Source organism: Cupriavidus sp. MPR-AND1C (assembly GCF_058809705.1).
On the sequence record NZ_JBXASU010000054.1, the window covers coordinates 14,002 to 40,120 of the forward strand.

Here is a 26,119-nt window from a genome sequence, read left to right on the forward strand (position 1 = left end):
CGAATAAAGCCGGCATCGCCGGCTTTTTCTTTGTGCTTGCGGAGTTGGGCTGACGCCATTTATTCCGCCTCGGGGCCATCCTTGAGCGTGACCTCGAACAGCGACGGCGACCCCGGCGTGATCACCAGTTCGGTGTACTGGCCGGGCGCACCGCTTGGCAACACCACGCGGGAGACGTTGCGCAGCGTCTTGCCGCTGGCGTCTTTCAGTGGCGTGTCGACGCCGAAGCCGCCCTGGCCGGTATGCACCAGCAGGACCTGGCCCCGGTAGCGCCCGGCCAGCTCGCGCAACTGGCGCTTGAACTCCAGGAAGCCATCGCGCGCGCGCCGGCGCAGGAAGCCGTCGAACAGGGAGGGCTTGCCACGCTGCTCCCAGCCGTTGCCGAACTGCGGGTCGGCATGCATGAGCAGCACGATGCCGGGCAGGTTCTGCTGCTGCGCCAGCGAAAACGCGCGCGCCAGCCATTGGCGGTTGGCCTCGCGGCGATCCTCGAACTCGCCGTTGCGCCCGCCCTCCGAGCGATAGTGATTGTTGTCGCCCGGCAGGTTCAACCCCACCAGCATGACGCGCCCGGCACGCCAGCGCACGTTTTCCCGATAGCTGCGAAAGGTAGCTTGTTCGGATTGCCGCATCAGCGGCAGCACCCGCTGGCCCAGCGTGGTATCGGCCGGATAGAACAGCTCGCGCAGGCGGTTCAGCCGCTCCACCGCATCGAAGCGCCCGTTGGCGGCGCGAGCGCATTCCGCCCAGTCGGTTTCGCCAGGCAGGTAGACGAGCGGCAGCGGCGACTGGTCGAGTAGCCGCTGGCGAGCGGAAAGCAGGGTGTCGCCGCAGGATTCGGTATCGCCCTTGATGCCGCCCAGATGGACGACAAACTCCAGCCGGCGCGCAGCCAGGAAATCGAGCAGGCGGGCAGTGCCGGCTTCGGCGGCCGGCCACTGCGGCTGGTCGGCGACCAGGGCCACGCGTGTCGTTTCGGTGGCTGGAACCGGAGCCGGAACCCGGGCGCGGTTCGCCTGCGCCTGGCCCGGCGGCGCAGGCAGCGCCAGCAGCACGCCCAGCATGGCCAGTGCGGCCAGGCGCCGCCTGCGCGGGTGCGCGATCCCGGTTGGTGTCATGCGGTGGCTACGGCATCCTTGGCGAGCGCGCGCAGCCGATAGAGCGCGTCGAGCGCGTCGCGCGGCGTCAGGCTGTCCGGGTCGAGCTCGGCCACCGCATCTAGCAAGGCGGCTTGCTGCACGGAAATCGCGTTGACGGGTTGGCCATTGCCTTCATTGCCTTCGCCTTCGCTTTGTTCCAGGTAGTCGTCGTCATCGTCCGAGGGCGAGGGCGGCGCGGCGAACAGGTCCAGTTGCGGCGTGGGCGTGGCGTGCGCCGACTGTTGCTCCAGCCAGGCCAGGTGTTTGCGCGCGGCACGGATCACCGGCTGCGGCACGCCTGCCAGCTGCGCCACCTGCAGGCCGTAGCTCTGGCTGGCGGGGCCGTCCTGCACCGCATGCAGGAAGACGATGCCGTCGCCATGCTCGACCGCGGACAGGTGGACATTGGCCGCCTGCGTGAACTCCTGCGGCAGTTGCGTCAGCTCGAAATAATGGGTGGCAAACAGCGTATGGCTGCGGTTATGCGCCAGCAGGTGCCGCGCGATCGCCCACGCCAGCGCGAGGCCGTCGAAGGTCGACGTGCCACGGCCGATCTCGTCCATCAGCACCAGGCTGGCCGGCGTGGCGTTGTGCAGGATGCTGGCGGCCTCGGTCATTTCCACCATGAAGGTGGAGCGCCCGCCCGCGAGGTCGTCGGCGGCGCCGATGCGGGTGAAGATGCGGTCGATCGGGCCGATCACCGCGCGCCGCGCCGGTACATAGGCGCCCACGCAGGCCAGCAGCACGATCAGCGCGGTCTGGCGCATGAAGGTCGATTTACCGCCCATGTTCGGGCCGGTGATCAGCAGCAGCTTGCGCGCTTCGGTCAACTGGCAATCATTGGCGATGAACGGCACGGATTCCGCGGCGAGCTGGCCCTCCACGACCGGATGGCGGCCCTGGGTCAGGTCGATCACGTTTTCCGCGACGCGCTCGGGCTGGGTCCAGTCCAGCGTCTGCGCGCGCTCGGCCAGCGCCGCGAGGACGTCCAGGCGCGCCAGCGCGCCGGCGACCCGCTGCAACTCGCCGATATGCGGCAGCAACTGCTGGAGCAATGCCTCGTACAGTTGCTTCTCGCGCACCAGCGCGCGGTCTTGCGCGGACAGGGCCTTGTCCTCGAAGACCTTGAGCTCGGGCGTGATGTAGCGCTCGGCGTTCTTCAGCGTCTGGCGGCGGCGGTAGTCGTCGGGGACCTTGTCGGCCTGGCCATTGGTCACCTCGATATAGAAGCCATGCACGCGGTTGTATTCCACGCGCAGGTTGGCGATGCCGGTGCGGGTGCGCTCGCGGGCTTCCAGGTCGACCAGGAACTGGCCGCAGTTCTCCGAGATATCGCGCAGCTCATCGAGCGTGGCATCGTAGCCACGGGCGATCACGCCGCCGTCGCGGATCACGGTGGCCGGCTCCGGCGCCACCGCGCTGGCCAGCAGGGCATGGCATTCCCAGGGCACCGCCAGTTCCGTCAGCGTCTGGTTGAGCAACGGCGCGGCATCGTCGGCGCGCAGGCAGGCCTGCACGTCGGGCAGGGCGCTCAGCGTGTCGCGCAGCGAGGACAGGTCGCGCGGGCGCGCATTCATCAGGGCCAGGCGTGCGGTAATGCGTTCCACGTCCGACAGCCGGCGCAGCGCCGCGCGCAGCGCATCGGTGCCTTGGTCGATCAGCGCGCCGATGGCCTGCTGGCGTGCCTGCGGGATGGCGCTGTCGCGCAGCGGATGGTGCAGCCAGTGGCGCAGCAGCCGGCTGCCCATGGCGGTGGCGCAGGTGTCCAGCAGCGAGAACAGCGTCGGCGACTCGCCGCCGCGCAGGGTCTCGGTCAGCTCCAGGTTGCGCCGCGTGGCGGTGTCCAGGCCAACGAATTCGGATTCGCGCTCGACCGTCACGCCCTTCACATGGCGCAGCGACTGCCCTTGGGTGGAGGCCGCGTAGTTCAGCAGCGCGCCGGCTGCGCCGAGCGCCGCGCCCAGCCCGGCACAGCCAAACGGATCGAGGCTGGCCACGCCGAGCTGCTCGCGCAGGCGGCGGGTGCCGGCTTCCTGGTCGAAATGCCATTCCGGCAGCCGGGTGCGCGCGCACTCCAGCGCAGGCAGCTCGATGCCATCGGCATACAGCAGCTCCGCCGGGCGGATCCGCTCCAGTTCGCGGCCGAGTTGCGCCACCTCGCACTCCATCAGGCGCAGCTCGCCGCTAGCCAGGTTGAGCCAGGCCAGCCCGGTCTTGCTCACGCCGCGGCGCGTGGTTTGCTGGTGCACCGCCATCAGGTAGGTATCGACCTTGTCCGGCAGCAGTGCCGCGTCGGTCAGCGTGCCCGGCGTGACGATGCGCACCACCTTGCGCTCCACCGGCCCCTTGCTGGTGGCCGGGTCACCGATCTGCTCGCAGATCGCCACCGATTCACCCAGCTTGACCAGCCGCGCGAGGTACTGGTCCACCGAATGAAAGGGGATACCGGCCATGCGGATTGGCACGCCGTTGGAGCTGCCGCGCGAAGTCAGGGTGATGTCGAGCAGGCGCGAAGCCTTTTCGGCATCGTCGTGGAAGAGCTCGTAGAAGTCGCCCATCCGGTAGAACAGCAAGGTGTCCGGATGGTCGGCTTTCAGGCCGAGGTACTGCGCCATCATGGGCGTGTGCTTTTCCGCGCTGCCGGCCTTGGGCTCGGTCTTGGCGGACTGTCGGGGTTCTACGGACATGCAATCCTCTCGGGCGGTTCTGGCGAAACCGCCTGTTTTCGGGTACTCCGGCGGCCCGCGGGCCTGGCGCGGCGTGCGCGGCAGGCACCGTGGATGGGCGGGCGCGGATAAAACCGGCATTTTACTGCGAGCCGGGCACCGAAGGGGGCTGAGGGGGCTGAGGGGGCAGGATGGGGGAGTGGCGCGGGAGGGACCGGGCAGGCCGCCAAGGCGGCTTTTCGGCTTTTGCCCCGCTGCGGGCTGTGCTGTGCTCAGGTGTCGACATAGCCGCCATGCGCCGCGCCGCAGCCCGTTCGACCGTGACGGATGTTTACAAAAAAAATACGCGGCCATCCGTCTCTTTACAGCATCTTTGCGGGATCCGAACTTATATGGAATCGTGATGACCGGCAGATACACGCCGGCGTTGAAACGATCGAAGATCGAGACAAGGGAAGGGGTTCGACATGCTGAGAGTTCTGGTACCCGTCAACGGCTCCGCGCACGCGCTGGATGCTGTGCGTCATGCTGCCTTCATGTTCCGGGACCGCTGTGTGTCCGAGGTAGTCCTGCTCAATGTCCAGCCGCCGCTGGAGTCCGGCCGCGCTTCGGCCTTTCACTCGCTGGCCGCCTTGCGCAAGCTGGAGGCGGCGAGCGGCGAGGCTGCGCTGCGCGATGCACGCAGCATCCTGGACGACGCCGGGGCCAGCTATGTGGCGCAGATCAAGGTGGGCGACGTGGCGCAGACCATTGCGCAGGCGGCGGCCGCGAACGACTGCGATGCTATCGTGATGGGCACTGCCGGGCGCACGGCGGTTGGCGCGCTGCTGGCGGGCCGGTTGACCAACAAGCTGATACGCATGTCACGTGTACCGGTGACGCTGGTCAAGTAGGCCGCGCGATCAAGCTACGTTCATCGGCAGCAGCACCATCTGCTTGCCTTGCAGGTGTAGCCGCTCCTGCAACTCGCCCGGCGTCTGGTTATGCAACCAGGCTGTCAGGAAATTGACGTGCTGGAAGATCAGCTTGCTGGCAAAGCAGACGCTGTTCGGGTACTCAGCCGTCACCGCATCGACCAGCGTCATGAACTCGAGCACCGGGTTCGTGCCGAATGCCGCGCGCGAATCGGCCGCCAGGCCGTGGCGCTGGCAATTGGCGACGTAATAGCGCAGTGACTCACCAATCGTCTGTTGAAGGCGGTGCAGCGTTTCCTGGCCCTCGTAGCTCTGCGCATCGACCTCTCCCACGGCGAGGAAGATCATGTTCTTGAAGTGTCCGGGAAACAGGCGCTCGACCCAGAGCAGCGCATGCATGCTGACGCCGCGGTGCTTGCCCACCAGGACGATGGCGGTGGGCAGGCTGCGATCGAGGGGCCGCACGCGGCTCGCATCGACCAGCGGCGGGCTGCCGGCGAAGAGGGCATCCGCCCGGGCCAGCTCGGCACGCGTTGTCGTGTAATGGCGCTTGATGAAGACGCACAGCGCAACCACCAAGCCTGTTACCAGCACGGTCAGCCAGCCGCCAGCGGTGAATTTCTCCACCAGCGTGATCACCAGGACCGTGGCGGTGACCGACAAGCCCAGCAGGGACAGGGCGAAGCGCGCGATCCAGCGCGGCTCGCCGCTATGGCGCCACCAGTAGATGCAAAGGCCGAGCAAGGAAAGGCTGAAGGTCAGAAAGACATTGATGCTGTACAGCACCACCAGCACCGCGACCTGGCCGTGCGTCCACAACAGGATCAGCAAGCTGGCCAGGCCCATGACGATGACGCCGTTCTGCCGCACCAGCCGGGCGGAGAGGTCGCGGAAATGCCGCGGCACCCAGTAGTCCGCCGCCATGTTCGACAGCACCGCCGGGCCGTCCAGGAAGCCGGTCTGCGCGCCCACCAGCAGCAGCCCAGCCTCGGAGGCCAGCAGCGCCGCGAGCAGCGCATGGCGGGACCATGCCGAGCCGAAGCCAAGATGGTCGATGATGCGGTCGAAGACCACGGCGTTCAGCGTCTTGCCTTCCACCGGCGCTGCGTTCCACAGCATGTAAAGCAGGATGATGCCACCCGCCGTGAAGGCCAGCGAGGTCGCCATGTAGAACATCGTCCACTTGCCGTTCGACACCCGCGGCTCGGCCAGCATGTTCACGTTGTTCGAGACCGCCTCCAGCCCGGTGTATGTACCGCCACCCAGCGAGAACGCGCGCATCAGCAGCGCCGCCACCACGATCGGACCCATCGCCTGGGACATGCCGGAGGCCTCGCCAATGGCGTTGGGCACGACCGCGCCGAGATGGTCGCCGTGTGCTGCAACGCCATAGACGATCAGCCCGAGATGCAGTACCACGAAGGCCAGGAAGATGGGCATCAGCACCAGGATCGACTCCTTCATGCCGCGGAAATTGAGCCCGGTCATCATGATGACGATCACCAGATCGGTGGCCAGCTTGAAGGCTTGGGCCTCTACCGGCAGCAAGCTGAAGAACGCGTCGACGCCACTGGCCAGCGACGTCGCGACGGTCAGCACGTAATCGACCAGCAACGCTGCGCCCGACACCAGTCCGGGACGCGGCCCCAGCAAGGCCGTGGCCACGCGGTAACCGCCGCCGCCGGTGGGGAACAGCTCGATGACCTGGTTGTAGCCGACCGCGATGATGAATACCGTGCTGGCGGTGGCCAGCGCAAGGAAGAGCGCCAGCGGCGTATGGGTGCCAAGCGCGAGGAATGCCTCCTCGGGCCCATAGCACGAAGAGGAAAGCCCGTCGGCGCCTAATCCCACCCAGGCCAGCACCGGCACCACGGCGATCGCGTGGCGGGTTTCCGGGGCGAGCGGATCGAGCGGTTTTCCGGCCAGGTGCCGCCACCACTTCGACCATGCCGTCATGTTCGCCACCCTGGACGCGACTGCGGCGCAGCGCACGAAAGCGCGGCGCCGGAATTTGCCGCCGGCGGCGCCCCTGCCCGCGCGCCAGCACCGGGAGCTCGGCACTCCCTGCAAGTAATGTAGGCGGCAAGCGGGCCGATTCGCAAGAACGGGTTCGAGGCCGCGCTATGACGCCAGCTCGCGCCGCAGCGTGTCGATCACCTGGGCCAGCCGCGCGATCAGCCCGTCGATGGCGCCGGCCGGCACGCCGGCGTAGCCGAACACGAAGCCGTTGTACTGCGCCAGCGGCGTGCCGGGCAAGCGGTAGGTGCTCAGCGGCCGCACGATCAGTCCCTGCGCACGCGCCGCGCGGGTGACCACGGTGTCGGCGAGCGGCAGTTCCAGGCGCGCGGACAGGTGCATGCCGCCAGCGCTGGCCGATACCGTCACGCTGTCGCGCAAGTGCTTCGCCAGTGCCGCCTCCAGGGCGTCGCGGCGCTGTCCGTAGCGCTGGCGCATGCGGCGCAGGTGGCGGGCGAACTGGCCACTGTCGATGAAGTCGGCCAGTGCGATCTGCTCGGCCACGTGGCCGCGCCGGGTGATTTCGCCAAGCGTGCCGGCGATGGTCGCGGCCAGGTAGCGCGGCACCACCATGAAGCCCAGGCGCAGCGCCGGGAACATGGTCTTGCTGAACGTGCCCAGGTAGATCACCGGCGCATCCTCGCTCAGCCCCTGCACGGCCGAGAGCGGCACGCCGCCGCGGCGGAACTCGCTGTCGTAGTCGTCCTCGACAATCCAGGCCCCGGCGGCGCGGGCATCTTCGATGAGCTTGAGGCGCCGTTCCAGGCTGAGAATGGAGCCCAGTGGATACTGATGGGATGGCGTGATGTAGATCAGCCGGGGCGGGGCGTCGCGCCACTGCTCCGGGCGGGGCGCCAGGCCGTCCGCATCCACCGCCACGGGCTCGAGTACGAGGCCGGCCGACTGGAAGGCGGCCCGCGCGCCACCGTAGCCGGGATTCTCGATCCAGGCCGTGTCGCCGGCATCGGCCAGGATGCGCGCGCACAGGTCCAGGCTGGTCTGCGTGCCGTCGGTGATGAAGACCTGGTCCATGTCGCAGCGCACCCCGCGCGAGACCTTCAGGTACTCGGCGATGGCGTGGCGCAGCGCGGGCTGCCCCTCGACCTTGCCGTAGCCAAGATGGCGCGGGCCGAGCTGGCGCCAGGCGCGCTCGATGCTGCGCCGCCACGCGGCCAGCGCAAAGCCATCCAGGTCGGGCACGCCGGGCACGAACGGCAGCAAGTCGTGCATGTCGTCGGCATCGCGCTGCAGCCCGCGCACCCGCCGCGACAACTCGGCGACACGCTTGACCGCCTCCGTGCCGTGGCCGGCCGGCACCAGGCCCACGCGCGCCACCGTGGTGCCGTGCCGCGTCGGTACCACGAAGCCTTCGGCCGCCAGGCTCTCGTAGGCGTAGATCACGGAGTTGCGTGCCATGCCGAGTTCCGCCGCCAGGGTGCGCGTGGCGATCAGCTGGCTGCCCTGGGCGATTCGCCCGTCGAGGATGGCGCCGCGCAAGCACTCGTACAAGAGCCGCTGCTGGGTGAGCTTGCGGCCATCGAGCTGGCGCTTGAAGGTAGAGACCAGCAGGCCGTAGTCCATGTCGTGGTTTCCGTGGTTTCGTGGTTCTAAAAACCGTATGCCGGCTGGGTCTAGCCATGGTGCCACGAAATCCCTATCTTGGCGGCATCGCCGTAACGCAACGAGATTGCCGGCCGGCACCCACAACCCCAGGACAAGGAGCCACCATGAGCCAGAAACCCATGCCGCCGAGCGAACGTACCCGAGTGCGGCGCGTCGCCGATCGCGGCCACTATGATCGCGCCACACTGCATGCGATTCTCGACGATGCTTACCTGTGCCACCTGGCCTTCACCGACGATCACGGCACCCACTGCATTCCCACCGCGTGCTGGCGCGAGGGCGAGCACCTCTACATCCATGGCTCCAATGGCAGCCGCATGCTGAAGCTGGCCGCGACAGGCAGCCAGGTCTGCGTCACCGTGACGCACCTCGACGGCCTGGTGATGGCGCGCTCGGCGTTTCATCATTCGATGAACTACCGCTCGGCGGTGATCTACGGCAGTTTTGAAGTGGTGGCTGGCGCAGCGAAGGCGGCGGCGATGGATGCCTTCCTGGAGCGCATTGCGCTGGGGCGTTCGGGCCAAGCCAGGCCGGGGGATGCCAATGAGCTGGCGGCGACCACGGTGTTGCGCATCGGGCTGGAGGAAGCCGCCACCAAGATCCGCAGCGGCGGGCCCAAGGATGACGAGGCCGATATGGCGCTGCCGGTATGGGCGGGCGTGCTGCCGCTGCGCCTCCAGGGGCAGCGGCCGGTGCCGGATGGCGTGCAGCCCAGCGTGCCGGACTATGTGCGAAGCTGGGGGCAGTGCGTTTGTGCTGAGGCGATGGCCGAGGCACCCGGCGAGACGATGCCGGGCAGGGCGGTCACGGTGGATGCTTGAGGCGGCAGCACGCCATGGCCATCGCAGCGCCTTCACGCCGCGACGCCATCGCGCTGCGTTGTTGCCGGGGTGCTTAGCGGGCCGGCTTGGCGTTGTCCACCGAGAACGGGGACAGCAGGCGCACCATCTGCGCGAACGCCTTGGGGTTGCCGGCCAGCACTTCGCCTTGTTCGAGCTGGCGCGCTTCGCCGGCGTAGTTGCCCACCAGGCCGCCGGCCTCGGTCACCAGCAGCATGCCGGCGGCCATGTCCCACGGGTGCAGGCCTTGCTCGAAGAAGCCATCGGTGCGGCCGCAGGCCACATAGGCCAGATCGAGCGCCGCGGCGCCAGGGCGGCGCAGGCCGGCGCAGCTTTGCGTCATCAGCGCGAACAGTTCCATGTACTGGTCCAGGCCTTCCATGTCGCGGTAGGGGAAGCCGGTGCCGATCAGGCAGTCGGCCAGCTTGTCGCGGCGCGACACGCGGATGCGGCGGTTGTTCAGGAACGCGCCGGCGCCCTTGCTGGCTGTGAAGAGTTCGTCACGCGCCGGGTCGTAGACGACGGCTTGTGCCGGCACGCCCTTGTGCAGCTGGGCGATCGAGACCGCGTACTGGGGAAAGCCGTGGATGAAGTTGGTGGTGCCGTCGAGCGGGTCGATGACCCAGACGTATTCGCTGGTGGGTTCTTCGCCTTCGGCCCAGGACTGGCCGGACTCTTCCGCTAGAATGGCGTGATCCGGATAGGCCGTGCGGATGATCTCGACGATCGCTGCCTCGGCGGCGCGGTCGACTTCGGTGACGAAATCGTTGTGCTGCTTGCGAGATACCTGAACCCGGTCGATGTCCATCGACGCGCGGTTGATGACGGAACCTGCCTTGCGGGCTGCCTTGACGGCAATATTTAGCATCGGATGCATGAATCTCTCCAGGCCGGCCAAGGGTGCGCGGCCTGGCGCAAAAGGCCGGCGCGCTGCCCTTTGGGGCGGCTGACAACACAACGGATTGTAGAAGAACGGGCGCGTCGCTACCGCATGAAACGGGCGGCGCACCGAAGATGAAGCGTGAATTGTATATGAACCCGCAGAACCAGACGAGCGCCGACGCCAACGGCGCCCCCGCCGCAGCCCCCGCCACCCAGGCCGGTCCGGACCTTGATCCGCCATCTGGCGCGCCTTGCCAGGGAGTTTCCGCTGCCGCTCCAGGGCCGGCAGCCGATGCGGCCCTGACGGCCCCCGCCGCGTTTGCCGCAGTGCGTTTCGTGCTGGTCGAGACCAGCCATCCCGGCAATGTCGGCGCCGTCGCGCGGGCCATGAAGACCATGGGCTTCGGCGCCGCGCCGGGCAGCCTGGTGCTGGTTTCGCCACGTGAGCCGGCGGTGCGCCAGCATCCGGATGCCATCGCCATGGCCAGCGGCGCCGACGACGTACTGGCAGGCGCGGTGATCGTCGACAACATCGAGGCCGCGCTGGCCGGTACCGCCTACGCAGTGGCGCTCACGGCACGCCAGCGCGAGTTCGGGCCGCCCCGTTTGCTGCCGCGCGACGCGGTGGCGCAGGCCGGTGCCCGCATTGCCGCCCTGCAAGCCGCCCTGCAAGCCACCCCGCAAGGCGCGCAAGCCGCCGGCGCCCACATTGCCTTTGTGTTCGGCAATGAGCGCTTCGGCCTGCCCAACGAGGTGGTCGACCGCTGCTCGGCAGTCACCCACATTCCCGCCAATCCCGCCTACACCTCGCTCAATCTTGCCCAGGCCGTGCAACTGGTGGCCTACGAGATGCGCCTGGCACTGCTGGAGGTGAGGGCGACGCCGCTCGCCGAGATCGGCTATGCTGGCGAACCGGCCACGGCCGAGCAGATCGAGGCCATGTTCGGCCACCTGCAGTCAGGGCTGGAAGCCATCGGCTTCCTGGATCCGGCTAGCCCGAAGAAGCTGATGCCGCGCTTGCGCCGGATGCTCGCGCGCAGCGGGCTGGAGCGCGAGGAGGTCAATATCCTGCGGGGCATTGCCAAGCACATGCTGGCAGCCACGCAAGGCCAAGACGCACGGGCGCCAACCAAACAGGAGAAGTGAGCAGGTGGAGATTCCGGCCTACTACATGCGTGGCGGCACCAGCAAAGGGGTCTTCTTCCTGGCTGACGACTTGCCCACCGATCCGGGCGACCGCGATGCCGTGCTGCTGCGCGTGATCGGCTCGCCCGATCCGCATGGCCGGCAGAGCGATGGCATGGGTGGCGCCACCGCCAACACCAGCCATGTCGTGCTGGTGCGCCCCTCGCAGCGTCCCGATTGCGATGTGGACTGCCTGTTCGGCGCGGTGGCCATCGGCGAGCCGCGGATCGACTGGGCCGGCAATGGCGGCGAGCTGCTGGCCGCGGCGGCGCCGTTCGCGATCTGGCGCGGTTTCGTGCCGGCGCGCGATAGCGTCACCACGGTGCGCATCTGGTTGCTGAGCGCGGGCCAGGCCGTCGTTGCCCGCGTGCCTTGCCGCAATGGCCATCCGCTCGAGGATGGCGATTTTGCCGAGGACGGCCTGCCGTTCGCGGCGGACGGGATCGTGCTCGACTATCTCGCGCCGGCCAGTGGGTCGTTGCCCTCCACCAGCGCGCGCCGCCTGATGACCGGCCTGGTGCACGTGCCCGAGCGATGTTGATGGCAGGCGCCGCCGGTCCCGCAGATCCCGCAGATCCAACATGCCTCACATGTCCGGCATGTTCCGCGGGGCGGCCGGCGCCATTGCAGCCAATGTCCATGACGGCAGCAGGGCAGCAAATCTCTTACACTCCCTGATCCCGTTTTCACCGGCCAATGACCATGCCGGCGATCGCGCCAGCCCTGGCCCAGGGCGCGCGGCGCACGGCGTGGCAACACGACACGACCAAGATGTTCACTCGCCTGAAGGAAGATATCGACGCCATCATGCGGCGCGACCCCGCCGCACGCAGCCGTCTGGAGGTACTGACCTGCTATCCCGGCTTTCACGCCGTGGTGTTCCATCGCTTCGCGCACGCCTGCTGGAATGCAGGGTTTCACTGGCTGGGCCGCTGGATCTCGCACTGGGCCCGCTTTTTCACCGGTATCGAGATCCACCCTGGCGCCAAGGTGGGGCGGCGCGTGTTCATTGACCACGGCATGGGGGTGGTGGTGGGCGAGACCGCCGAGATCGGCGACGACTGCACCATCTACCAGGGCGTGACCCTGGGCGGGACCTCGCTCTACAAGGGGGTGAAGCGCCATCCCACGCTAGGTGCGAACGTGGTGGTGAGCGCCGGTGCCAAGGTGCTCGGCGGCTACACCATCGGCGACGGCGCGCGCATCGGCTCCAACGCTGTGGTGCTCAAGCCGGTGCCGCCGGGCGCTACCGCGGTCGGCATCCCGGCGCGCATCATCCTGCCGGACGCACCCAGCGGGCAGCAGGGCGCCAAGCAGGAGTTCTCCGCCTATGGCATCACGCCGAACGCAGACGACCCGGTCTCGCTGGCGCTCAAGAGCCTGATCGACAACGCGGCGCAACAGCACGAGCGGCTGGAGACCGTGATGGCCGCGCTGGACCGGCTCGGCGAGCATCTCGAGAACACGCCGAACGACCGCTTCGATGCGAGCGAGCTGCGCAAGCTGATGAAGTAGTTTGATGAAGCAGGTCGATGAAGCTGGTCGATAAAGTCGGTCGATAAAGCGCAGCGGGAGATTCGGCGTCAGCTTACTTGTGGCAGCACGCTGAATCCGCCCGCGTCAAGTTGCAGCACGGCGGCGCGTGGCCGCTTGCCGTCGAGGTCCCAGTCGGTCAGCACCCAGCGCACGCCTTCCGGGCTCTCGTGCCGGGCGGGGCGGTGCGTATGGCCATGCACCAGGGCTGGGGCCTGGCTGGCGCGCAATAGCGCAGCCACGGCTTGCGGCGTGGTGTCGCCGTAGTCTGGCGGTGCGTCGCGGCGGGCTTGCGTGCGGCCCGCTTCGCTATCGGCGCGCAGGCGGCGCGCCACGCGCAGCCGCAGCGTCAACGGCAGCGACAGGAATACCCGCTGCACCCAGCGCTTGCGGGTCCAGTGGCGAAACCGCATATAGCGCTCGTCGTCGGTGCACAGCATGTCACCGTGGCTGAGCACCACGCGCTGGCCGGCGCAGTCGATCACGGTGGGGTCGGGCAGCAAGGTGGCGCCAGCGGCGCGCGCAAAACGCTGCCCCAGCAGGAAGTCGCGGTTGCCGTGCATCAGGTAGACCTGGACGCCGCGTTCGGCAAGCTGGCGCAGCCTGGCGGCCACCTGCGCCGCGAAGGGGCTGTCGGTTTCTTCGTCGCCAACCCAGAATTCGAAAAAATCACCCAGGATGAACAGGGCGCGCGCCTCTTGCGCCGCGCGTTCGAGCACGTGCTCGAAGGAGGCCAGCGTGCGCGGCATGCCGGGGGTGAGATGCAGGTCGGAAATGAACCACGCCGGCGCAGGCACCGCAAGGGCGCCGGCCGCCGGCGTGGATGGGGTCACAGTCATGCTGTTGGAAAGAGATGCTGGCCTGACGGCATGGAGCGACCCCGCGGGGCCCGGTGGAACGTGTCCCGGTGATGGCCCGTGGCTTATTCGACCACCACGGCCTTTTCGATGACCACGTCTTCGAGCGGCACGTCCTGGTGGAAGCCAGCGCTGCCGGTACGCACGCCCTTGATTTTCTCGACCACGTCGGAGCCGTCGGTCACCTTGCCGAACACGGCGTAGCCGAAGCCTTGCGGGGTCGGCGAGGTGAAGTTCAGGAAGTCATTGTCGACCGCGTTGATGAAGAACTGCGCGGTGGCCGAGTGCGGTGCGTTGGTACGCGCCATGGCAACCGTGTAGCGATCGTTCTTCAGGCCGTTGCCGGCTTCGTTCTCGATCGGGGCATCGGTGCCCTTTTGCTTCATGCCGGGCTCGAAGCCGCCGCCCTGGATCATGAAGTTCTTGATCACGCGGTGAAAAATGGTGTTGTCGTAGTGGCCCTTGCGCACATACGACAGGAAGTTCTCAACCGACTTCGGTGCCTTTTCAGCGTCGAGTTCGATGGTGATGACACCCTGGTTGGTGTGGAGTTCTACCTTGGACATTTGCGTTCCTTTGTTCGGTGTTTGTTCGGCGGTTATTTGACGACAGTAGCCGACTCGATCACGATCGGCGTGGCCGGCACATTACGCATCGGGCCATACGAGGTGGTGGGCGCGTTCTTCATCTTGTCGACGGTATCCATGCCTTCCACCACCTTGCCGAACACGGCATAGCCGTTACCGTCCGGCGACGGATAGTCGAGACTCGAATTATCCACCACATTGATGAAGAACTGGGCGGTGGCGGAGTTCGGATCGCTGGTGCGCGCCATGGCCACCGTGCCGGCCTTGTTCTTCAGCCCGTTCTGGGCTTCCAGCGGGATCGCCGCGCGCGTGGGCTTTTGCTTCATGTCGCGGTCAAAGCCACCGCCTTGCACCATGAAGCCATTGATCACGCGGTGGAAGATGGTACCGCTATAGAAGCCGCTCTTCACGTACTCCATGAAGTTCGCGACAGTCTTGGGCGCGGCGTCCGGATAAACCTCGAGCGTGAACTTGCCGGCGCTGGTGACGAACTGCACCCGTTCGGTTTTCGTCTGCTGTGCCTGCGCGGCCAGCGGCGAGAGCGCCATGGCTGCGGCGGCGATGCCGGCAAGGACTAGGCGACGCGAAAAGATCATGCTTGACTCCGTGGATCGGGGAAACGATAGGGCCTGGCAGGGTAGCGGCCCGGCCCGTTGGGCAAGGTATTTAAGGCTTGGGCGCCGTGGCCGGCTTGCTGGCTGCCGCGCCTGGCCCTCGGGCGCCGTCTGCCGGCGGCTGGATGGCCTCGACAGGCTGCAATTGCTTGAGGCTGGCAGCGGCGCCCGCATCCTTGGGATTGCGCCGCAGTGCATTGCGGTAGGCATTCTCGGCCAGGCGGCGGTAGACGTCGCCAAGGTTGGCATAGCCCACGGCGAAATCGGGTTTGACATCGATCGCGATCAGCAATTCCGCTTCGGCGCGCTTCAAGTCCCCGCGCTTGGCGTACAGCAGCGCCAGGTTGTTGTGCGGTTCGGGCAACTCAGGGAAGTCCTGGGCCATGGATTGCAGCGCCGCGATGGCCTCGTCCTCGCGCCCGGCCTGGGCCAGGGCCCAGGCCCGCTCGAAGCGTGCCTGGGCATTGCGCGGGTTGGTGGCCAGCACGCGGTCGAAGCGGTCGATGGCCTCGCCGTATTGCTGATGCGCCGCCGCCTTCTCGGCGTCCGCCATGCCAGGGTCGGCCGAGCGCACGCCGCCTGGTGTCGTGGCCGGCACCGCGAGCGATAGCGGACCGTTCTGCGCGCGCGCAGGCCCCGCTACGGCAAGGAGGCCTGCCAGGATCGCCGCCAGGGCGAATGAGGCGGCCGCAATGCGTTGGCGCGCGGGCTGGGATGACACGGTTGCTAGGGTGGGCAGGAACAGGCTCATGTAAGGGCGGTCCGTTATACTCCGCGGCATTCTAGCAAAGCGCGGCCATGCCGGCCCGGGTATCGGCGCGCCGGCCTGCGCTGGCCCGGCCCGAGCCGGCTTGGCCGTGGCGAGGTGCAAGGCGGGCGACGGCCTGCCGCGCTCGGGCGCTTCCGGTAAGATATGGGTCGCGCCAGGCTTTGCGTTGGCGCAAGTTGCCGGTCTCGCGAATGGCGCGACAATGGCGCCAATCCCTCATCCATTCACCTCGTTTCATGCATCCTCTGAATATCTACAACACGCTCGCGCGTGAAAAGCAGCCTTTCGTGCCAATCGAACCCGGCCGTGTACGCATGTATGTCTGCGGCATGACGGTGTACGACTATTGCCACGTCGGCCATGCGCGCGTGATGGTGGTATTCGACATGGTGCAGCGCTGGCTGCGCACCGCCGGCTACGACGTGACGTATGTACAGAACATCACCGACATCGATGACAAGATCATTCGCCGCGCCGCGGAGAATGGCGAGACCATCGGCGCGCTGACCGACCGCTTCATCCGCTACATGCACGAAGACGCCGACGCGCTCGGCATCCAGCGCCCGGACCATGAGCCGCGCGCCACCGACTACGTGCCGCAGATGCTCGACATCATCAGCAAGCTCGAAGCCCGCGGCCTGGCCTACCACGCCAGCGATGGCGACGTGAACTACGCCGTGCGCAAGTTTCCCAACTACGGCCGCCTGTCGGGCAAGTCGCTGGAGGACCTGCGCGCCGGCGAGCGCGTGGCCACCAACGAAGCCAAGCACGATCCGCTCGACTTCGTCCTGTGGAAGTCCGCCAAGGAAAGCGAGCCCGCCGAAAGCAAGTGGGATTCCAAGTGGGGCTCGGGCCGCCCGGGCTGGCATATCGAGTGCTCGGCGATGAGCTGCGCCTTGCTGGGCGAGCATTTCGACATCCACGGCGGTGGCGCCGACCTGCAGTTCCCGCACCACGAGAACGAGATCGCGCAGTCCGAGGGCGCGAGCGGCAAGACGTTCGTCAACCTGTGGATGCACAACGGCTTCGTGCGCATCAACGACGAGAAGATGTCGAAGTCGCTCGGCAACTTCTTCACCATCCGCGATGTGCTCAAGGAGTACGACGCCGAGGTGGTGCGCTTCTTCATCCTGCGCGCGCACTACCGCAGCCCGCTGCACTACAGCAATGTCCACCTGGAAGACGCTCGTCACTCGCTGACGCGCCTGTACACGGCGCTCAAGGACGTGCAGCCCGATGTCCTGCCGCTGGACTGGGAAGAGGCGCATGCGCGGCGCTTTGTCGATGCAATGGGCGATGACTTCAATACGCCAATCGCCATGGCCGTGCTGTTCGACCTGGCGGGCGAAGTCAATCGCACCGGCTCCGGCGCGATGGCGCGCCAGCTCAAGGGCCTGGCCGCCACGCTGGGCCTGCTCGGGCGCGACGCCCATGCGTTCCTGCAAGGCGGCAAGCCGGCCGATGGCCTGGAGCCGGAGCAGATCGAGGGGCTGATCGCGGCGCGCAAGCAGGCCAAGGCCGAGCGCAATTTTGCCGAAGCCGACCGCATCCGTGCCGAGTTGCTGGCGGGCGGCGTGGTTCTCGAGGACAAGCCCGGCGGTGCTACCGAGTGGAGGCGCGCTTGAACGCTGCCGTGCGCAAGACGGCGACGCCCGCGGCGCCGTCCAAGACTGCTGCGACCACCAAGGCCAAGCCCGCGGCCAAGCCGCCGGCGCCCGCGAAGCTGCCTGCAAAGTCGCCGAAGGCGAGCCCGGCGGCGAAAGTTGCCAGGCCTGTGAAAGCGGCCGCCAAGGCTGTCGGCAAGTCACCTGGCCCGGTGCTCAAGGCGGACGGCAAGCCCGCCCTCAAGACCGGCACGCGCGCGGCCAAGGCGCCCGTGCTGCCGCAAGCCGAGGCGCTGCCCCTGCCGGTCGAAACGGTGGTGGATGCCGTGCGTCCGGCTTATTGGGACGAGGCCTGCGCCGACCTGATGAAGCGCGACCGCATCCTGCGCAAGATGATCCCCACCTACGGCCCCGCGCACCTGATCTCGCGCGGCGACCCGTTCATCACGCTGGCCCGCTCCGTGGTGGGCCAGCAGATCTCGGTGAAGGCCGCGCAGACGGTGTGGGAGCGGCTGGTGGCGGTTTGTCCCAAGCTCACGCCGGCGCAGATGCTCAAGGCGGGGCACGACAACCTGGCCGCCTGCGGCCTGTCGCGCCGCAAGGCGGAATACATCGTCGACCTTGCCGAGCATTTCAAGGCAGGGCGCGTGCATGTGAATAGCTGGACCGAGATGGATGACGAAGCCGTCATCGCGGAGCTGACGCAGATCCGCGGCATTGGCCGCTGGACCGCCGAAATGTTCCTGATGTTCAACCTGATGCGGCCCAATGTGCTGCCGCTCGATGACGTCGGGTTGATCAACGCCATCTCGGCAAATTATTTCAGTGGCGAGCCCGTCACGCGCAGCGAGGCGCGCGAGGTGGCGGCCAACTGGGAGCCCTGGCGCACCGTCGCCACCTGGTACATGTGGCGCAGTCTTGATCCCCTGCCTGTGACGTATTAGGCTGGAAGGCAGCAAAATTTGCATGGAAGTGCGCGAGACTGCATCCGCAGACTTGCGGTTTAGTGGGCGAATTCCGGTAGAATGCGCTCCTTCACAGACAGGTACGCGAGTCTCATGAAAACCACCTTCCTAGATTTTGAGCAGCCGATTGCCGAACTCGAGGCAAAGATCGAAGAACTGCGATTTGTGCAGGACGATTCGGCTGTCGATATCTCCGAAGAGATTTCGCGGCTGGCCGGCAAGAGCCAGCAGCTTACCAAGGACATCTACGCCAACCTGACCCCATGGCAGGTGGCACAGATCGCCCGGCACCCGCAGCGTCCTTACACGCTGGACTATGTGCGGGAGATCTTCACCGACTTCCACGAACTGCACGGCGACCGCAACTTTGCCGACGATCTCTCCATCGTGGGCGGCCTGGCCCGCTTCAACGGGCAGGCGTGCATGGTGATCGGTCACCAGAAGGGACGCGACACCAAAGAGCGCGCGATGCGCAACTTTGGCATGCCCAAGCCCGAGGGCTACCGCAAGGCCAAGCGCCTGATGGAGTTGGCCGACAAGTTCAGCCTGCCGATCTTCACCTTCGTCGACACCCCGGGTGCATTCCCCGGCATCGACGCCGAAGAGCGCGGCCAGTCCGAAGCCATCGGTCACAATCTCTACGTGATGGCGGGCCTCAAGGTGCCCCTGATCGCCACCATCATCGGCGAAGGCGGCTCGGGCGGCGCACTGGCGATTGCCGTGGGTGACGTGGTGCAGATGCTGCAGTTCGCCACCTACGCCGTGATCTCGCCGGAAGGCTGCGCTTCCATCCTGTGGAAGACCGCCGAGAAGGCGCCGGAAGCTGCCGAAGCCCTCGGCCTGACCGCGCACCGTCTCAAGGCGCTTGGCCTGATCGACAAGATCGTCAGCGAGCCGCTGGGCGGCGCGCACCGCGACGTCAAGGGCATGGCCGCCATGCTCAAGCGTTCGCTGGCCGATTCGCTGCGCCAGTTCCAGGGCATGAGCGTGAAGGAGTTGCAAGCGCGTCGCAATGAGCGTCTGCTGGCTTATGGCAAGTTCAAGGAAACCGGCGCACCGGGCTGACCCGTCCGCCGGCTTGACCGACAAGGTCGCACAGGCGCTTCAGGCCGGTGCGGCCTTTGTTGTTTCTGGCGGCGGCGCACGGGCAGGCACGGTGGCGGTGGCACTCTCCGGCGGACGCGATTCGGTCGCGCTGCTGCACGCGCTGCGTGCGGCGGTGGTGGCGTCGTCGCTGCCGCTGCGCGTGGTGGCGCTGCATGTGCATCATGGCCTGCAGGCTGAGGCGGACAAGTGGGACGTGTTCTGCGCGACGCTGTGCGCCGACTGGCAACTGCCGTTTTACAGCCAGCGTGTCTCGGTCAGCCAGGGGCGGGGCGAAGGGCTGGAGGCGGCGGCGCGCCGCGCGCGCTACGCTGCGCTCGAAGCCATGTGCGACGAGGCCGGGGCGGAGTTGCTGCTGTTTGCCCATCACCTGGACGACCAGGTCGAGACGGTGCTGCTGCGCCTGTTCCGTGGCGCCGGGCTGGCCGGGCTTGGCGGCATGCCGAGCCTGCGCAGGCTCGGGGCGAGGCAGCAGATCGTCTTGCTGCGCCCGTGGCTCGACGTCGGTCGCGACGACATCGATGCGTACTGCGCCGTGAATGCGCTCCCCTGGATCGATGATCCTTCCAATGACGATTCCCGATTCGCCCGCAACGCGCTGCGGCAGCACATGCCCGCGCTGGCCGCGGCGTTTCCCGCGTTGCGCGCCAACGTGGCGCAAGCTGCTGCTCACCTGGCGCAGGCCGGCGAATTGCTCGACGCGCTGGCTACGCAATGGATGGCGGGGCTGGTGCGCACGCCACGCGATGCCAGCACGCTGGCTGAACTCGATCTTGCCGGACTGCGCGCGCTGCCGCCGGCCGAGGCCGACGCCGTGCTGCGGCTGTGGCTGCGCGAGCTTGGCACGCAGGCCCCGTCCACCGCGCGGCTGTCCGCCATGCGCGCGCAACTGATCGAGCATGAAGGCGGCGAGCCTGCCATCCAGCACGAGACCTTGATGTTGCATCGCTTCAGGGGGCGCGTGCTGGCCCGCCGCGCGGGGCCGGCCATCGAGTCTGAAGACCTGGCGCTGCACTGGCAGGGCGAGGCACGCCTGGCCGTGCCTGCCTGGCACGGTGAGTTGCGCTTTAGGCGCGACGATACCTTCGGCCTGCCGGAGGCGATGCTGCACCGGCCCCTGCGCCTCGCCGCGCGCCAAGGCGGCGAGCGCATCGTGCTGCGCCCGGGCGGACCCGCGCGCGCGCTCAAGCAGGCCTACCAGGAGGCTGGCGTGCCGATGGCGCGGCGTGCGCGGCTGCCGCTGCTGTGGTCGGGCGATCAGCTCGTGTTCGCGGCGGGCCTTGGCATGCACCGGCGCTGGCCGGATGCGCCGGCCGCGCCGCGCTGGCGTGTCGAATGGGTCGAGTGGGTCGAGCCGGTCGCATCGCCCGGGCAGGGCGCAGCCGCCGAGTAAGCCTCGGCAGGCCGCTTTCCGCCCGCAATATTCCTCGCGCGCCACTTGCGTGGCCGTCGTCCGAGCCGCCCACACCTTGCCTTGGGGCTCCCCTTCGTGTATTTTCAAGGGTTTGCACAATCGCTGGTGTCGACAAACAGATGGCTCTCATCGTTCACAAATACGGTGGCACTTCGATGGGTTCTCCGGAACGCATCAAGAATGTCGCCAAGCGCGTTGCCAAATGGCATCGTGCAGGTCACCGCGTAGTCGTGGTGCCTTCGGCCATGTCAGGCGAGACCAATCGCTTGCTTGGCCTTGCCAAGGAAATTTCGGCGCAGCCGAGCCCGCGCGAGCTGGATATGCTGGCCGCCACCGGCGAGCAAGCCAGTTCCGCGTTGCTCGCGATTGCGCTGCAAAGCGAGGGCGTCGACGCGATCAGCTACACCGGCTGGCAAGTGCCGGTGAAGACCGACTCGTCCCATACCAAGGCCCGCATCGAGTCCATCGATGACGAGCGCATCCTGGCCGATCTCGACGCCGGGCGCGTGGTGGTGGTCACGGGCTTCCAGGGCATCGACGACAACGGCAACATCACCACGCTTGGCCGCGGTGGTTCCGATACCTCGGCCGTGGCGATCGCCGCTGCCATCGAGGCTGAGGAATGCCTGATCTACACCGACGTGGACGGGGTCTACACCACCGATCCGCGCGTGGTGGAAGACGCTCGCCGCCTGGACCAGATCACCTTCGAGGAAATGCTGGAAATGGCCAGCCTGGGCTCCAAGGTGCTGCAGATCCGCTCGGTGGAATTCGCCGGCAAGTACCGCGTGAAGACCCGCGTGCTGTCGTCGCTCACCGACCCCCTGATGCCCCTCGAGCAAGAAATGCACTCGGGCACGCTGATCACTTTTGAGGAAAATTCTGAAATGGAAGCAGCCGTCATCTCCGGCATCGCCTTTGCCCGTGACGAGGCGAAGATCACCGTCCTGGGCGTGCCCGACAAGCCCGGCATCGCATACCAGATCCTGGGCCCGGTGGCCGACGCCAACATCGACGTCGACATGATCATCCAGAATCAGTCCGTCGACGGCAAGACCGACTTCACCTTCACCGTGCCGCGCGGCGAATACCAGCGCGCGCTTGCCATCCTCAACGATAGCGTGAAGGCGCACATCGGCGCCGCCAGCGTATCGGGCGACCCGAAGGTGTCGAAGGTCTCGGTCGTCGGCGTGGGCATGCGCTCGCACGTCGGCATCGCCAGCAAGATGTTCCGCACGCTGTCCGAAGAAGGCATCAACATCCAGATGATCTCCACGTCGGAAATCAAGATCTCGGTGCTGATCGACGAGAAGTACATGGAGCTCGCCGTGCGCGCGCTGCATAAGGTGTTCGAGCTGGATCAGGCGTGATCCATGCAAGGCAGGCCGCGTGCGGTCTGCGCTTCTAACGGGCTGTGCAAGTTTTTTCAATTAGTCATCGAATCACCGTTGACCAATTGAAATCTGACCGATAGAATACGCGCTTCGTTGTGTGGCCTCCCTCACACAACGGCAGATTTGGGAGACGTGGCCGAGAGGTCGAAGGCACTCCCCTGCTAAGGGAGCATCCGGGCCAAAACCTGGATCGAGGGTTCGAATCCCTCCGTCTCCGCCACTACATCAGTATTGGCGGCGGAACCCCGGAAGATTGCGGTCTTCCGGGGTTTTGTTTTTTGTGCTCCCCGTTTCATTGCTGCTCCCGCGTGTGTGCGCATGTGTATCTGACACAGACTGACCGGGAGCCAGCATGTACCTCGCCCGCCGAGACGGCATCCACGACCTGCGCAAGCGCGTGCCGATGGACCGCATGGCGTCGTTGGCAAGCGAGAGATCTTGCGCCGCTTCAGCGTCAAGGACCGGGCCATCGACCGCGCACGAATCGATCGCGCCGGTCAGTCAGGCTGCATCACGCCCATGATGCGCCGGCCGAGCGAGATGCCCCACTGGGCCAGGCGCCTGTCCACGGCCCACTGGCTTCGATCCCACACCGCGAGTGCGTCGTCGATGCGCTCCCCGCCGGCCTGCAGCGCGCGCGCCAGGGCCACGGCATTGGCTGCCGCCTTGCCCGCGCCCGCGCCGGTATGCGGACGCACCACGAAGGTGGCATCGCCTAGCAGCACGGCGCGGCCAAAGCGCATGCGGGGCGCTGCGTAGTCCTGGATCAGCTGCAGGAAGGGATCGGGAGTCGATGCCGGTTCATTGCGGGCATCCTTGTTTCGATAGATGCCCGAGGCGCGCACTCCATGCGTCGGGACCTTTGGCAGCGGCGGGTAGGCGCGGCTCAACTCGCATGGTAGGAGCCGTGTTGAGCGGCAACAATCAGACGGGTGGTCTGTGACGCCCAAACCAAAGTGTGAGAGGGTGGTGTGCCGGCGCGATGGCGAGGGCGGGAGGTGCGCGACCCGGCCGAGCGCGCCGTTCGCCTACCGGCCACCCGCATTCACGCCGCAGCTGGATAATCGGTGTAGCCTGCAGCACCGCCGCCGAAGAATGACGTGGCATCTGGTGCGGTCAAGGGCAGGCCGCCGCGCAGCCGGGCGGGCAGATCGGGATTGGCGATGAACGGGCGGCCGAAGGCAATGATGTCGGCGCGGCCGCTGGCGAGCGCGTGTTCGGCGGTGTCGCGGCCGTAGCCGCCCGCCAGCATCAGCACGCCGCGGTAGGCCGCGCGCAATTGCTGGATGATCGCGTCCCAGCGGGGATCGGCGTGCTCCTCCTTGACGGTGCCGACCATGGCCGGCTCGACCAGGTGCAGGTAGGCCAGGCCCCGGGTGTCGAGCTGGCGCACGATGTAGCCGAAGGTTTCTTCGGGCGACGCATCTCCCATGCCCATGAAGCGCCCCATGGGCGTCAGCCGCACGGCAACGCGCGCGGGCCCGACCTCCGCCGCGATTGCGTCCACCACCTCCAGCAGCAGCCGTGCCCTGTTCTTGATGCTGCCGCCGTAGGCGTCGTCGCGCTGGTTGCTGTTGGAGTTGATGAACTGGTCGAGCAGGTAGCCGTTGCCCGCGTGGATCTCCACGCCGTCCATGCCGGCAGCCATGGCGTTGCGGGCGGCGTGCCGGTAGTCGGACACGATATCGTGGATGCCGGCCAGGGTCAGCGCCTGTGGCACAGGCACGTCGCCCCAGGCGCCGTTGCCCTGCGCGTCGATAATGAAGGTCTTGCCGGGGACGGGCAGGGCGCTGGGCGCCACTGGCAGCGCGCCGCCGGGCTGGAACACCGGGTGCGAGACGCGGCCGACGTGCCACAGTTGCATGAAGATGACGCCGCCTTGCCCATGCACGGCGTCGCTGACCGCTTGCCATCCCTGGATTTGCGCCTCGCTATGGATGCCCGGTGTCCAGGCGTAGCCCTGCCCCTGCTGCGAGATCTGCGTGGCTTCGGTGACGATCAGCGCCGCGCCGGCACGCTGCCGGTAGTACTCGACATTCATGTCGGTGGGGACGTTACCGGGCTGGCCGGCGCGTGAGCGCGTCAGCGGCGCCATGGCAACGCGATGCGCCAGGGTATGGTTGCCGAGGCGAACGGGGGTGAAGAGATGGTGGGTCACGGTGGTTCTCCGTCAGGTGCGATGGGTCGGCGGCAGCAGGCTTGCCTTCGCGCTGCGCTGGCTGTCTCGAAAAGAGCTGACCTGAAGGTTAGGTGCTAACCCGTCGCCGGAGAATCGGGCTACAGCGCAACGTTGCGTTGCGCTGGCGGCAAGGGGATGGGGGACGGGGTGGAGGCGTCAGCCGCCTGCTTCGCTCCGGCCGGTCGGCCCGGGAATCCGCGAGAGAAAGTCGAGAAAGGCGGCGATGCGCCGCGAGCCGCGCTGGTTGGGCAGGTAAAGCGCGGAGATGGCCGAGCTGGCGCGGTTGGGGTTGACGGTCCAGTCTTCCAGGAGCGCGGTCAGCCGTCCGCTCTGGATATCGTCGTCGACCAGCCAGTCGGGCAGCAGGGCGATGCCGCCGTCGGCCAGCGCCAGTTCGCGCAGCACTTCGGCGTTGTTGCTCTTGAAGGTGCCCGGAACGGGCACCCGGATTTCCTCGGTGCCGCGCAGCAAGGTCCACATCTGCTGGCCCGCGCCGTACGTGAAGCGCAGGCACGCGTGCCCGGCCAGCTCCGCCGGCGCGGTGGGGATGCCGCGCTGCTGCAGATAGCCAGGACTTGCCACCACCCTGCGCCGGAACGTGCCGATCTGACGCGCCACCACTTCGTCGAGCGACGCGGCGCTGCCCAGGCGGATGGATAGATCGATGCGTTCGCCAAGCAGGTCGACAATCTCGTCGGTCAGCGTGACTTCCAGTTCCAGCTTCGGATACTGCGCGATCAGGCTGCCGAGGAACGGCGCAATGCAGCGGCGCCCGAACGCCACCGGCAGCGACACGCGAAGCTGGCCCACCGGCGTATCGCCACGGTCGGCGATCAGCGCGTCGGCTTCCGCCACCGCGTCGAGGATCTTGCGCGCCCGTTGGTAATAGGCCGCGCCGGCCTCGGACACCGTCACCTGCCGTGTCGACCGGTTCAGCAGCACGGTGCCCAGCTCCTCCTCCAGGCTGTCCATCATGCGGGTCACCGATGACGTGGCCAGGTTGACCCGGCGCGCGGCGGAGGAGAACCCCTTGGCGTCGACCGTCTCGACGAACAGCTTCAATGCCAGCAGCTTGTCCATAGGTAGGACTCCAGCGGTAAGAGTGCCGTCTATCCCTGCAGGGGCTCAGTTGCCGGGCTTGTCGGGCGCGCGCAGGGAGCGCATGACGGCAGGCGCACCGTGGAGAAACATGTCCACCTTGCGGCGGATCACGGCGCCGATGTCCGCGGGCACCTTGAGGCCATAGACCCATTTGCGCACGCCGAGATAGAAGATGGCCGCGTGCAGGCCCCAGATCAACTCGACCTCGGCTTCCAGCTCGGCCGCATTGCGCGGCTCCGGGATGCCGTACGCGGCGCGAACTTCGGCCAGCACGGGCAGGAAGACCTTGCTGCGCAGCTTGTTGAGGTACTTGTTGTTGATGCCTTCGCGCGTGAGGCCGGCAAAGATGAAAACCCGGATCCATTCCTCGCGCAGGATCACGGACGCATAGTCGAGGTAGAACGCATACAGCCGTTCGGTCAGCGGCGTGGCGCGATCGGCGATCTGGCGTTCCCAGTCGGGCCGCCATTGGAACACTTCGCTGTAGACGCGGTCGATCAGCGCCTCCTTGCTGGAGAAGTAGCGGTACAGCAAAGGCTGGGTGACGCCAATCTGCTTGGCGAGATCGCGTGTGCTGCCGGAGAAACCGTTGCGCGTGAAGTGCTCGATGGCCTTTTGCACGATCTGTTGCTCCCGCTCTTCGGGGAGCAGCCGTTTCGCGGTCTTGACCGGGGCTGGGGTCTCCGGCGGCGTTGCGTCTCGTTTCATTCGTTCACCTGTGACAGGCACGTCCC

General features: G+C 67.1%; 23 protein-coding genes and 1 tRNA gene. 11 read left to right on the plus strand and 13 right to left on the minus strand.

The features are described from left to right. Window positions 1-59 precede the first annotated feature (59 nt). Both AC1RWI_RS24895 and mutS read right to left on the minus strand, forming a co-directional pair. A complete protein-coding gene (locus tag AC1RWI_RS24895; RefSeq protein ID WP_043344948.1) occupies window positions 60-1,118 on the minus strand; it encodes a hypothetical protein in 1,059 nt (352 codons plus the stop codon). Further along, window positions 1,115-3,757: a DNA mismatch repair protein MutS gene (gene mutS, locus AC1RWI_RS24900; RefSeq protein ID WP_043351485.1), complete on the minus strand. Its 2,643-nt coding sequence runs from the start codon at window positions 3,755-3,757 to the stop codon at window positions 1,115-1,117. The genes AC1RWI_RS24895 and mutS overlap by 4 nt, the downstream gene beginning before the upstream one ends. A gap of 515 nt (window positions 3,758-4,272) precedes the next feature. Here mutS and AC1RWI_RS24905 point away from each other — a divergent pair. Continuing rightward, window positions 4,273-4,698 (plus strand): universal stress protein, encoded by a 426-nt coding sequence (locus AC1RWI_RS24905; RefSeq protein WP_492869394.1) that lies wholly within the window; start codon window positions 4,273-4,275, stop codon window positions 4,696-4,698. A gap of 9 nt (window positions 4,699-4,707) precedes the next feature. Here AC1RWI_RS24905 and AC1RWI_RS24910 read toward each other — a convergent pair whose 3' ends face one another. After that, entirely contained in the window at window positions 4,708-6,675 is a 1,968-nt protein-coding gene (locus tag AC1RWI_RS24910; RefSeq protein WP_492869396.1) for an APC family permease, read from the minus strand. Between the two features lie 165 nt (window positions 6,676-6,840). Beyond that, window positions 6,841-8,316, minus strand: a complete 1,476-nt coding sequence (pdxR, locus tag AC1RWI_RS24915; protein WP_043344955.1) for a MocR-like pyridoxine biosynthesis transcription factor PdxR — start codon at window positions 8,314-8,316, stop codon at window positions 6,841-6,843. 146 nt (window positions 8,317-8,462) lie between these two features. Here pdxR and AC1RWI_RS24920 point away from each other — a divergent pair, with 146 nt between their 5' ends. Continuing rightward, window positions 8,463-9,179, plus strand: a complete 717-nt coding sequence (locus tag AC1RWI_RS24920) for a pyridoxamine 5'-phosphate oxidase family protein (RefSeq protein ID WP_082054814.1) — start codon at window positions 8,463-8,465, stop codon at window positions 9,177-9,179. A 73-nt stretch (window positions 9,180-9,252) separates the two neighbouring features. On the opposite strand, the gene AC1RWI_RS24925 is transcribed toward AC1RWI_RS24920, so the two are convergent. Next, the gene (locus AC1RWI_RS24925; protein ID WP_043344957.1) at window positions 9,253-10,074 is read right to left on the minus strand and encodes an inositol monophosphatase family protein; all 822 of its coding nucleotides are present in this window, start codon (window positions 10,072-10,074) and stop codon (window positions 9,253-9,255) included. Window positions 10,075-10,211: 137 nt separating this feature from the next. On the opposite strand from AC1RWI_RS24925, the gene AC1RWI_RS24930 reads away from it, so the two are divergent. The 3 genes from AC1RWI_RS24930 to cysE all read left to right on the plus strand — a co-directional run bounded on the left by AC1RWI_RS24930 (window position 10,212) and on the right by cysE (window position 12,779). Continuing rightward, window positions 10,212-11,225: an RNA methyltransferase gene (locus AC1RWI_RS24930; RefSeq protein WP_492869399.1), complete on the plus strand. Its 1,014-nt coding sequence runs from the start codon at window positions 10,212-10,214 to the stop codon at window positions 11,223-11,225. A 4-nt stretch (window positions 11,226-11,229) separates the two neighbouring features. Continuing rightward, window positions 11,230-11,805, plus strand: a complete 576-nt coding sequence (locus AC1RWI_RS24935; protein WP_052494477.1) for a PrpF domain-containing protein — start codon at window positions 11,230-11,232, stop codon at window positions 11,803-11,805. A 230-nt stretch (window positions 11,806-12,035) separates the two neighbouring features. Further along, window positions 12,036-12,779, plus strand: coding sequence for a serine O-acetyltransferase (cysE, locus tag AC1RWI_RS24940; RefSeq protein WP_006163142.1), 744 nt, complete (start codon window positions 12,036-12,038; stop codon window positions 12,777-12,779). A 68-nt stretch (window positions 12,780-12,847) separates the two neighbouring features. On the opposite strand, the gene AC1RWI_RS24945 is transcribed toward cysE, so the two are convergent. From AC1RWI_RS24945 to AC1RWI_RS24960, 4 genes are all read right to left on the minus strand, one after another. Next, the gene (locus tag AC1RWI_RS24945; RefSeq protein ID WP_043344960.1) at window positions 12,848-13,636 is read right to left on the minus strand and encodes a UDP-2,3-diacylglucosamine diphosphatase; all 789 of its coding nucleotides are present in this window, start codon (window positions 13,634-13,636) and stop codon (window positions 12,848-12,850) included. 83 nt (window positions 13,637-13,719) lie between these two features. Continuing rightward, window positions 13,720-14,220, minus strand: coding sequence for a peptidylprolyl isomerase (locus AC1RWI_RS24950; protein WP_006163144.1), 501 nt, complete (start codon window positions 14,218-14,220; stop codon window positions 13,720-13,722). Window positions 14,221-14,252: 32 nt separating this feature from the next. Next, the gene (locus tag AC1RWI_RS24955; RefSeq protein WP_006163145.1) at window positions 14,253-14,837 is read right to left on the minus strand and encodes a peptidylprolyl isomerase; all 585 of its coding nucleotides are present in this window, start codon (window positions 14,835-14,837) and stop codon (window positions 14,253-14,255) included. A gap of 70 nt (window positions 14,838-14,907) precedes the next feature. After that, window positions 14,908-15,606 carry a tetratricopeptide repeat protein gene (locus AC1RWI_RS24960; protein WP_043344963.1) on the minus strand — a complete coding sequence of 233 codons (699 nt, stop codon included), beginning with the start codon at window positions 15,604-15,606 and terminating at the stop codon, window positions 14,908-14,910. A gap of 254 nt (window positions 15,607-15,860) precedes the next feature. Between AC1RWI_RS24960 and cysS the strand changes: the two genes are divergently transcribed. From cysS to AC1RWI_RS24990, 6 genes are all read left to right on the plus strand, one after another. Further along, on the plus strand, window positions 15,861-17,249 hold the full coding sequence (gene cysS, locus AC1RWI_RS24965; protein WP_043344964.1) for a cysteine--tRNA ligase: 1,389 nt from the start codon (window positions 15,861-15,863) through the stop codon (window positions 17,247-17,249). Continuing rightward, entirely contained in the window at window positions 17,234-18,172 is a 939-nt protein-coding gene (locus tag AC1RWI_RS24970) for a DNA-3-methyladenine glycosylase family protein (protein ID WP_492869402.1), read from the plus strand. The genes cysS and AC1RWI_RS24970 overlap by 16 nt, the downstream gene beginning before the upstream one ends. Before the next feature lie 114 nt (window positions 18,173-18,286). Then, window positions 18,287-19,258 (plus strand): acetyl-CoA carboxylase carboxyltransferase subunit alpha, encoded by a 972-nt coding sequence (locus AC1RWI_RS24975; protein WP_492869404.1) that lies wholly within the window; start codon window positions 18,287-18,289, stop codon window positions 19,256-19,258. Continuing rightward, window positions 19,224-20,690, plus strand: a complete 1,467-nt coding sequence (gene tilS, locus AC1RWI_RS24980) for a tRNA lysidine(34) synthetase TilS (RefSeq protein WP_492869406.1) — start codon at window positions 19,224-19,226, stop codon at window positions 20,688-20,690. The genes AC1RWI_RS24975 and tilS overlap by 35 nt, the downstream gene beginning before the upstream one ends. 140 nt (window positions 20,691-20,830) lie before the next feature. Then, complete coding sequence (locus AC1RWI_RS24985) at window positions 20,831-22,081, plus strand: aspartate kinase (RefSeq protein WP_043344971.1); 1,251 nt, start codon at window positions 20,831-20,833, stop codon at window positions 22,079-22,081. A gap of 150 nt (window positions 22,082-22,231) precedes the next feature. Then, a tRNA-Ser gene (locus AC1RWI_RS24990) sits at window positions 22,232-22,325 on the plus strand. Between the two features lie 277 nt (window positions 22,326-22,602). Here AC1RWI_RS24990 and AC1RWI_RS24995 read toward each other — a convergent pair. The 4 genes from AC1RWI_RS24995 to AC1RWI_RS25010 form a co-directional block, all read right to left on the minus strand. Next, window positions 22,603-22,995 (minus strand): hypothetical protein, encoded by a 393-nt coding sequence (locus AC1RWI_RS24995; RefSeq protein ID WP_492869409.1) that lies wholly within the window; start codon window positions 22,993-22,995, stop codon window positions 22,603-22,605. Between the two features lie 155 nt (window positions 22,996-23,150). Then, the gene (locus AC1RWI_RS25000; RefSeq protein ID WP_492869411.1) at window positions 23,151-24,263 is read right to left on the minus strand and encodes an alkene reductase; all 1,113 of its coding nucleotides are present in this window, start codon (window positions 24,261-24,263) and stop codon (window positions 23,151-23,153) included. A gap of 177 nt (window positions 24,264-24,440) precedes the next feature. Beyond that, on the minus strand, window positions 24,441-25,364 hold the full coding sequence (locus AC1RWI_RS25005; protein ID WP_492869413.1) for a LysR family transcriptional regulator: 924 nt from the start codon (window positions 25,362-25,364) through the stop codon (window positions 24,441-24,443). Window positions 25,365-25,409: 45 nt separating this feature from the next. Further along, complete coding sequence (locus AC1RWI_RS25010; RefSeq protein WP_043344975.1) at window positions 25,410-26,006, minus strand: TetR/AcrR family transcriptional regulator; 597 nt, start codon at window positions 26,004-26,006, stop codon at window positions 25,410-25,412. Window positions 26,007-26,119: the final 113 nt, after the last annotated feature.

What these genes read in the sequence shown, in the direction of transcription:
- AC1RWI_RS24895 (WP_043344948.1), bottom strand. Translation starts at nt 1,118, where the DNA reads ATGACACCAACCGGGATCGCGCACCCGCGCAGGCGGCGCCTGGCCGCA.
- mutS (WP_043351485.1), bottom strand. Translation starts at nt 3,757, where the DNA reads ATGATGGCGCAGTACCTCGGCCTGAAAGCCGACCATCCGGACACCTTG.
- AC1RWI_RS24905 (WP_492869394.1), top strand. Translation starts at nt 4,273, where the DNA reads ATGCTGAGAGTTCTGGTACCCGTCAACGGCTCCGCGCACGCGCTGGAT.
- AC1RWI_RS24910 (WP_492869396.1), bottom strand. Translation starts at nt 6,675, where the DNA reads ATGACGGCATGGTCGAAGTGGTGGCGGCACCTGGCCGGAAAACCGCTC.
- pdxR (WP_043344955.1), bottom strand. Translation starts at nt 8,316, where the DNA reads ATGGACTACGGCCTGCTGGTCTCTACCTTCAAGCGCCAGCTCGATGGC.
- AC1RWI_RS24920 (WP_082054814.1), top strand. Translation starts at nt 8,463, where the DNA reads ATGAGCCAGAAACCCATGCCGCCGAGCGAACGTACCCGAGTGCGGCGC.
- AC1RWI_RS24925 (WP_043344957.1), bottom strand. Translation starts at nt 10,074, where the DNA reads ATGCATCCGATGCTAAATATTGCCGTCAAGGCAGCCCGCAAGGCAGGT.
- AC1RWI_RS24930 (WP_492869399.1), top strand. Translation starts at nt 10,212, where the DNA reads ATGAAGCGTGAATTGTATATGAACCCGCAGAACCAGACGAGCGCCGAC.
- cysE (WP_006163142.1), top strand. Translation starts at nt 12,036, where the DNA reads ATGTTCACTCGCCTGAAGGAAGATATCGACGCCATCATGCGGCGCGAC.
- AC1RWI_RS24945 (WP_043344960.1), bottom strand. Translation starts at nt 13,636, where the DNA reads ATGACTGTGACCCCATCCACGCCGGCGGCCGGCGCCCTTGCGGTGCCT.
- AC1RWI_RS24950 (WP_006163144.1), bottom strand. Translation starts at nt 14,220, where the DNA reads ATGTCCAAGGTAGAACTCCACACCAACCAGGGTGTCATCACCATCGAA.
- AC1RWI_RS24955 (WP_006163145.1), bottom strand. Translation starts at nt 14,837, where the DNA reads ATGATCTTTTCGCGTCGCCTAGTCCTTGCCGGCATCGCCGCCGCAGCC.
- AC1RWI_RS24960 (WP_043344963.1), bottom strand. Translation starts at nt 15,606, where the DNA reads ATGAGCCTGTTCCTGCCCACCCTAGCAACCGTGTCATCCCAGCCCGCG.
- cysS (WP_043344964.1), top strand. Translation starts at nt 15,861, where the DNA reads ATGCATCCTCTGAATATCTACAACACGCTCGCGCGTGAAAAGCAGCCT.
- AC1RWI_RS24975 (WP_492869404.1), top strand. Translation starts at nt 18,287, where the DNA reads ATGAAAACCACCTTCCTAGATTTTGAGCAGCCGATTGCCGAACTCGAG.
- tilS (WP_492869406.1), top strand. Translation starts at nt 19,224, where the DNA reads ATGGCAAGTTCAAGGAAACCGGCGCACCGGGCTGACCCGTCCGCCGGC.
- AC1RWI_RS24985 (WP_043344971.1), top strand. Translation starts at nt 20,831, where the DNA reads ATGGCTCTCATCGTTCACAAATACGGTGGCACTTCGATGGGTTCTCCG.
- AC1RWI_RS25005 (WP_492869413.1), bottom strand. Translation starts at nt 25,364, where the DNA reads ATGGACAAGCTGCTGGCATTGAAGCTGTTCGTCGAGACGGTCGACGCC.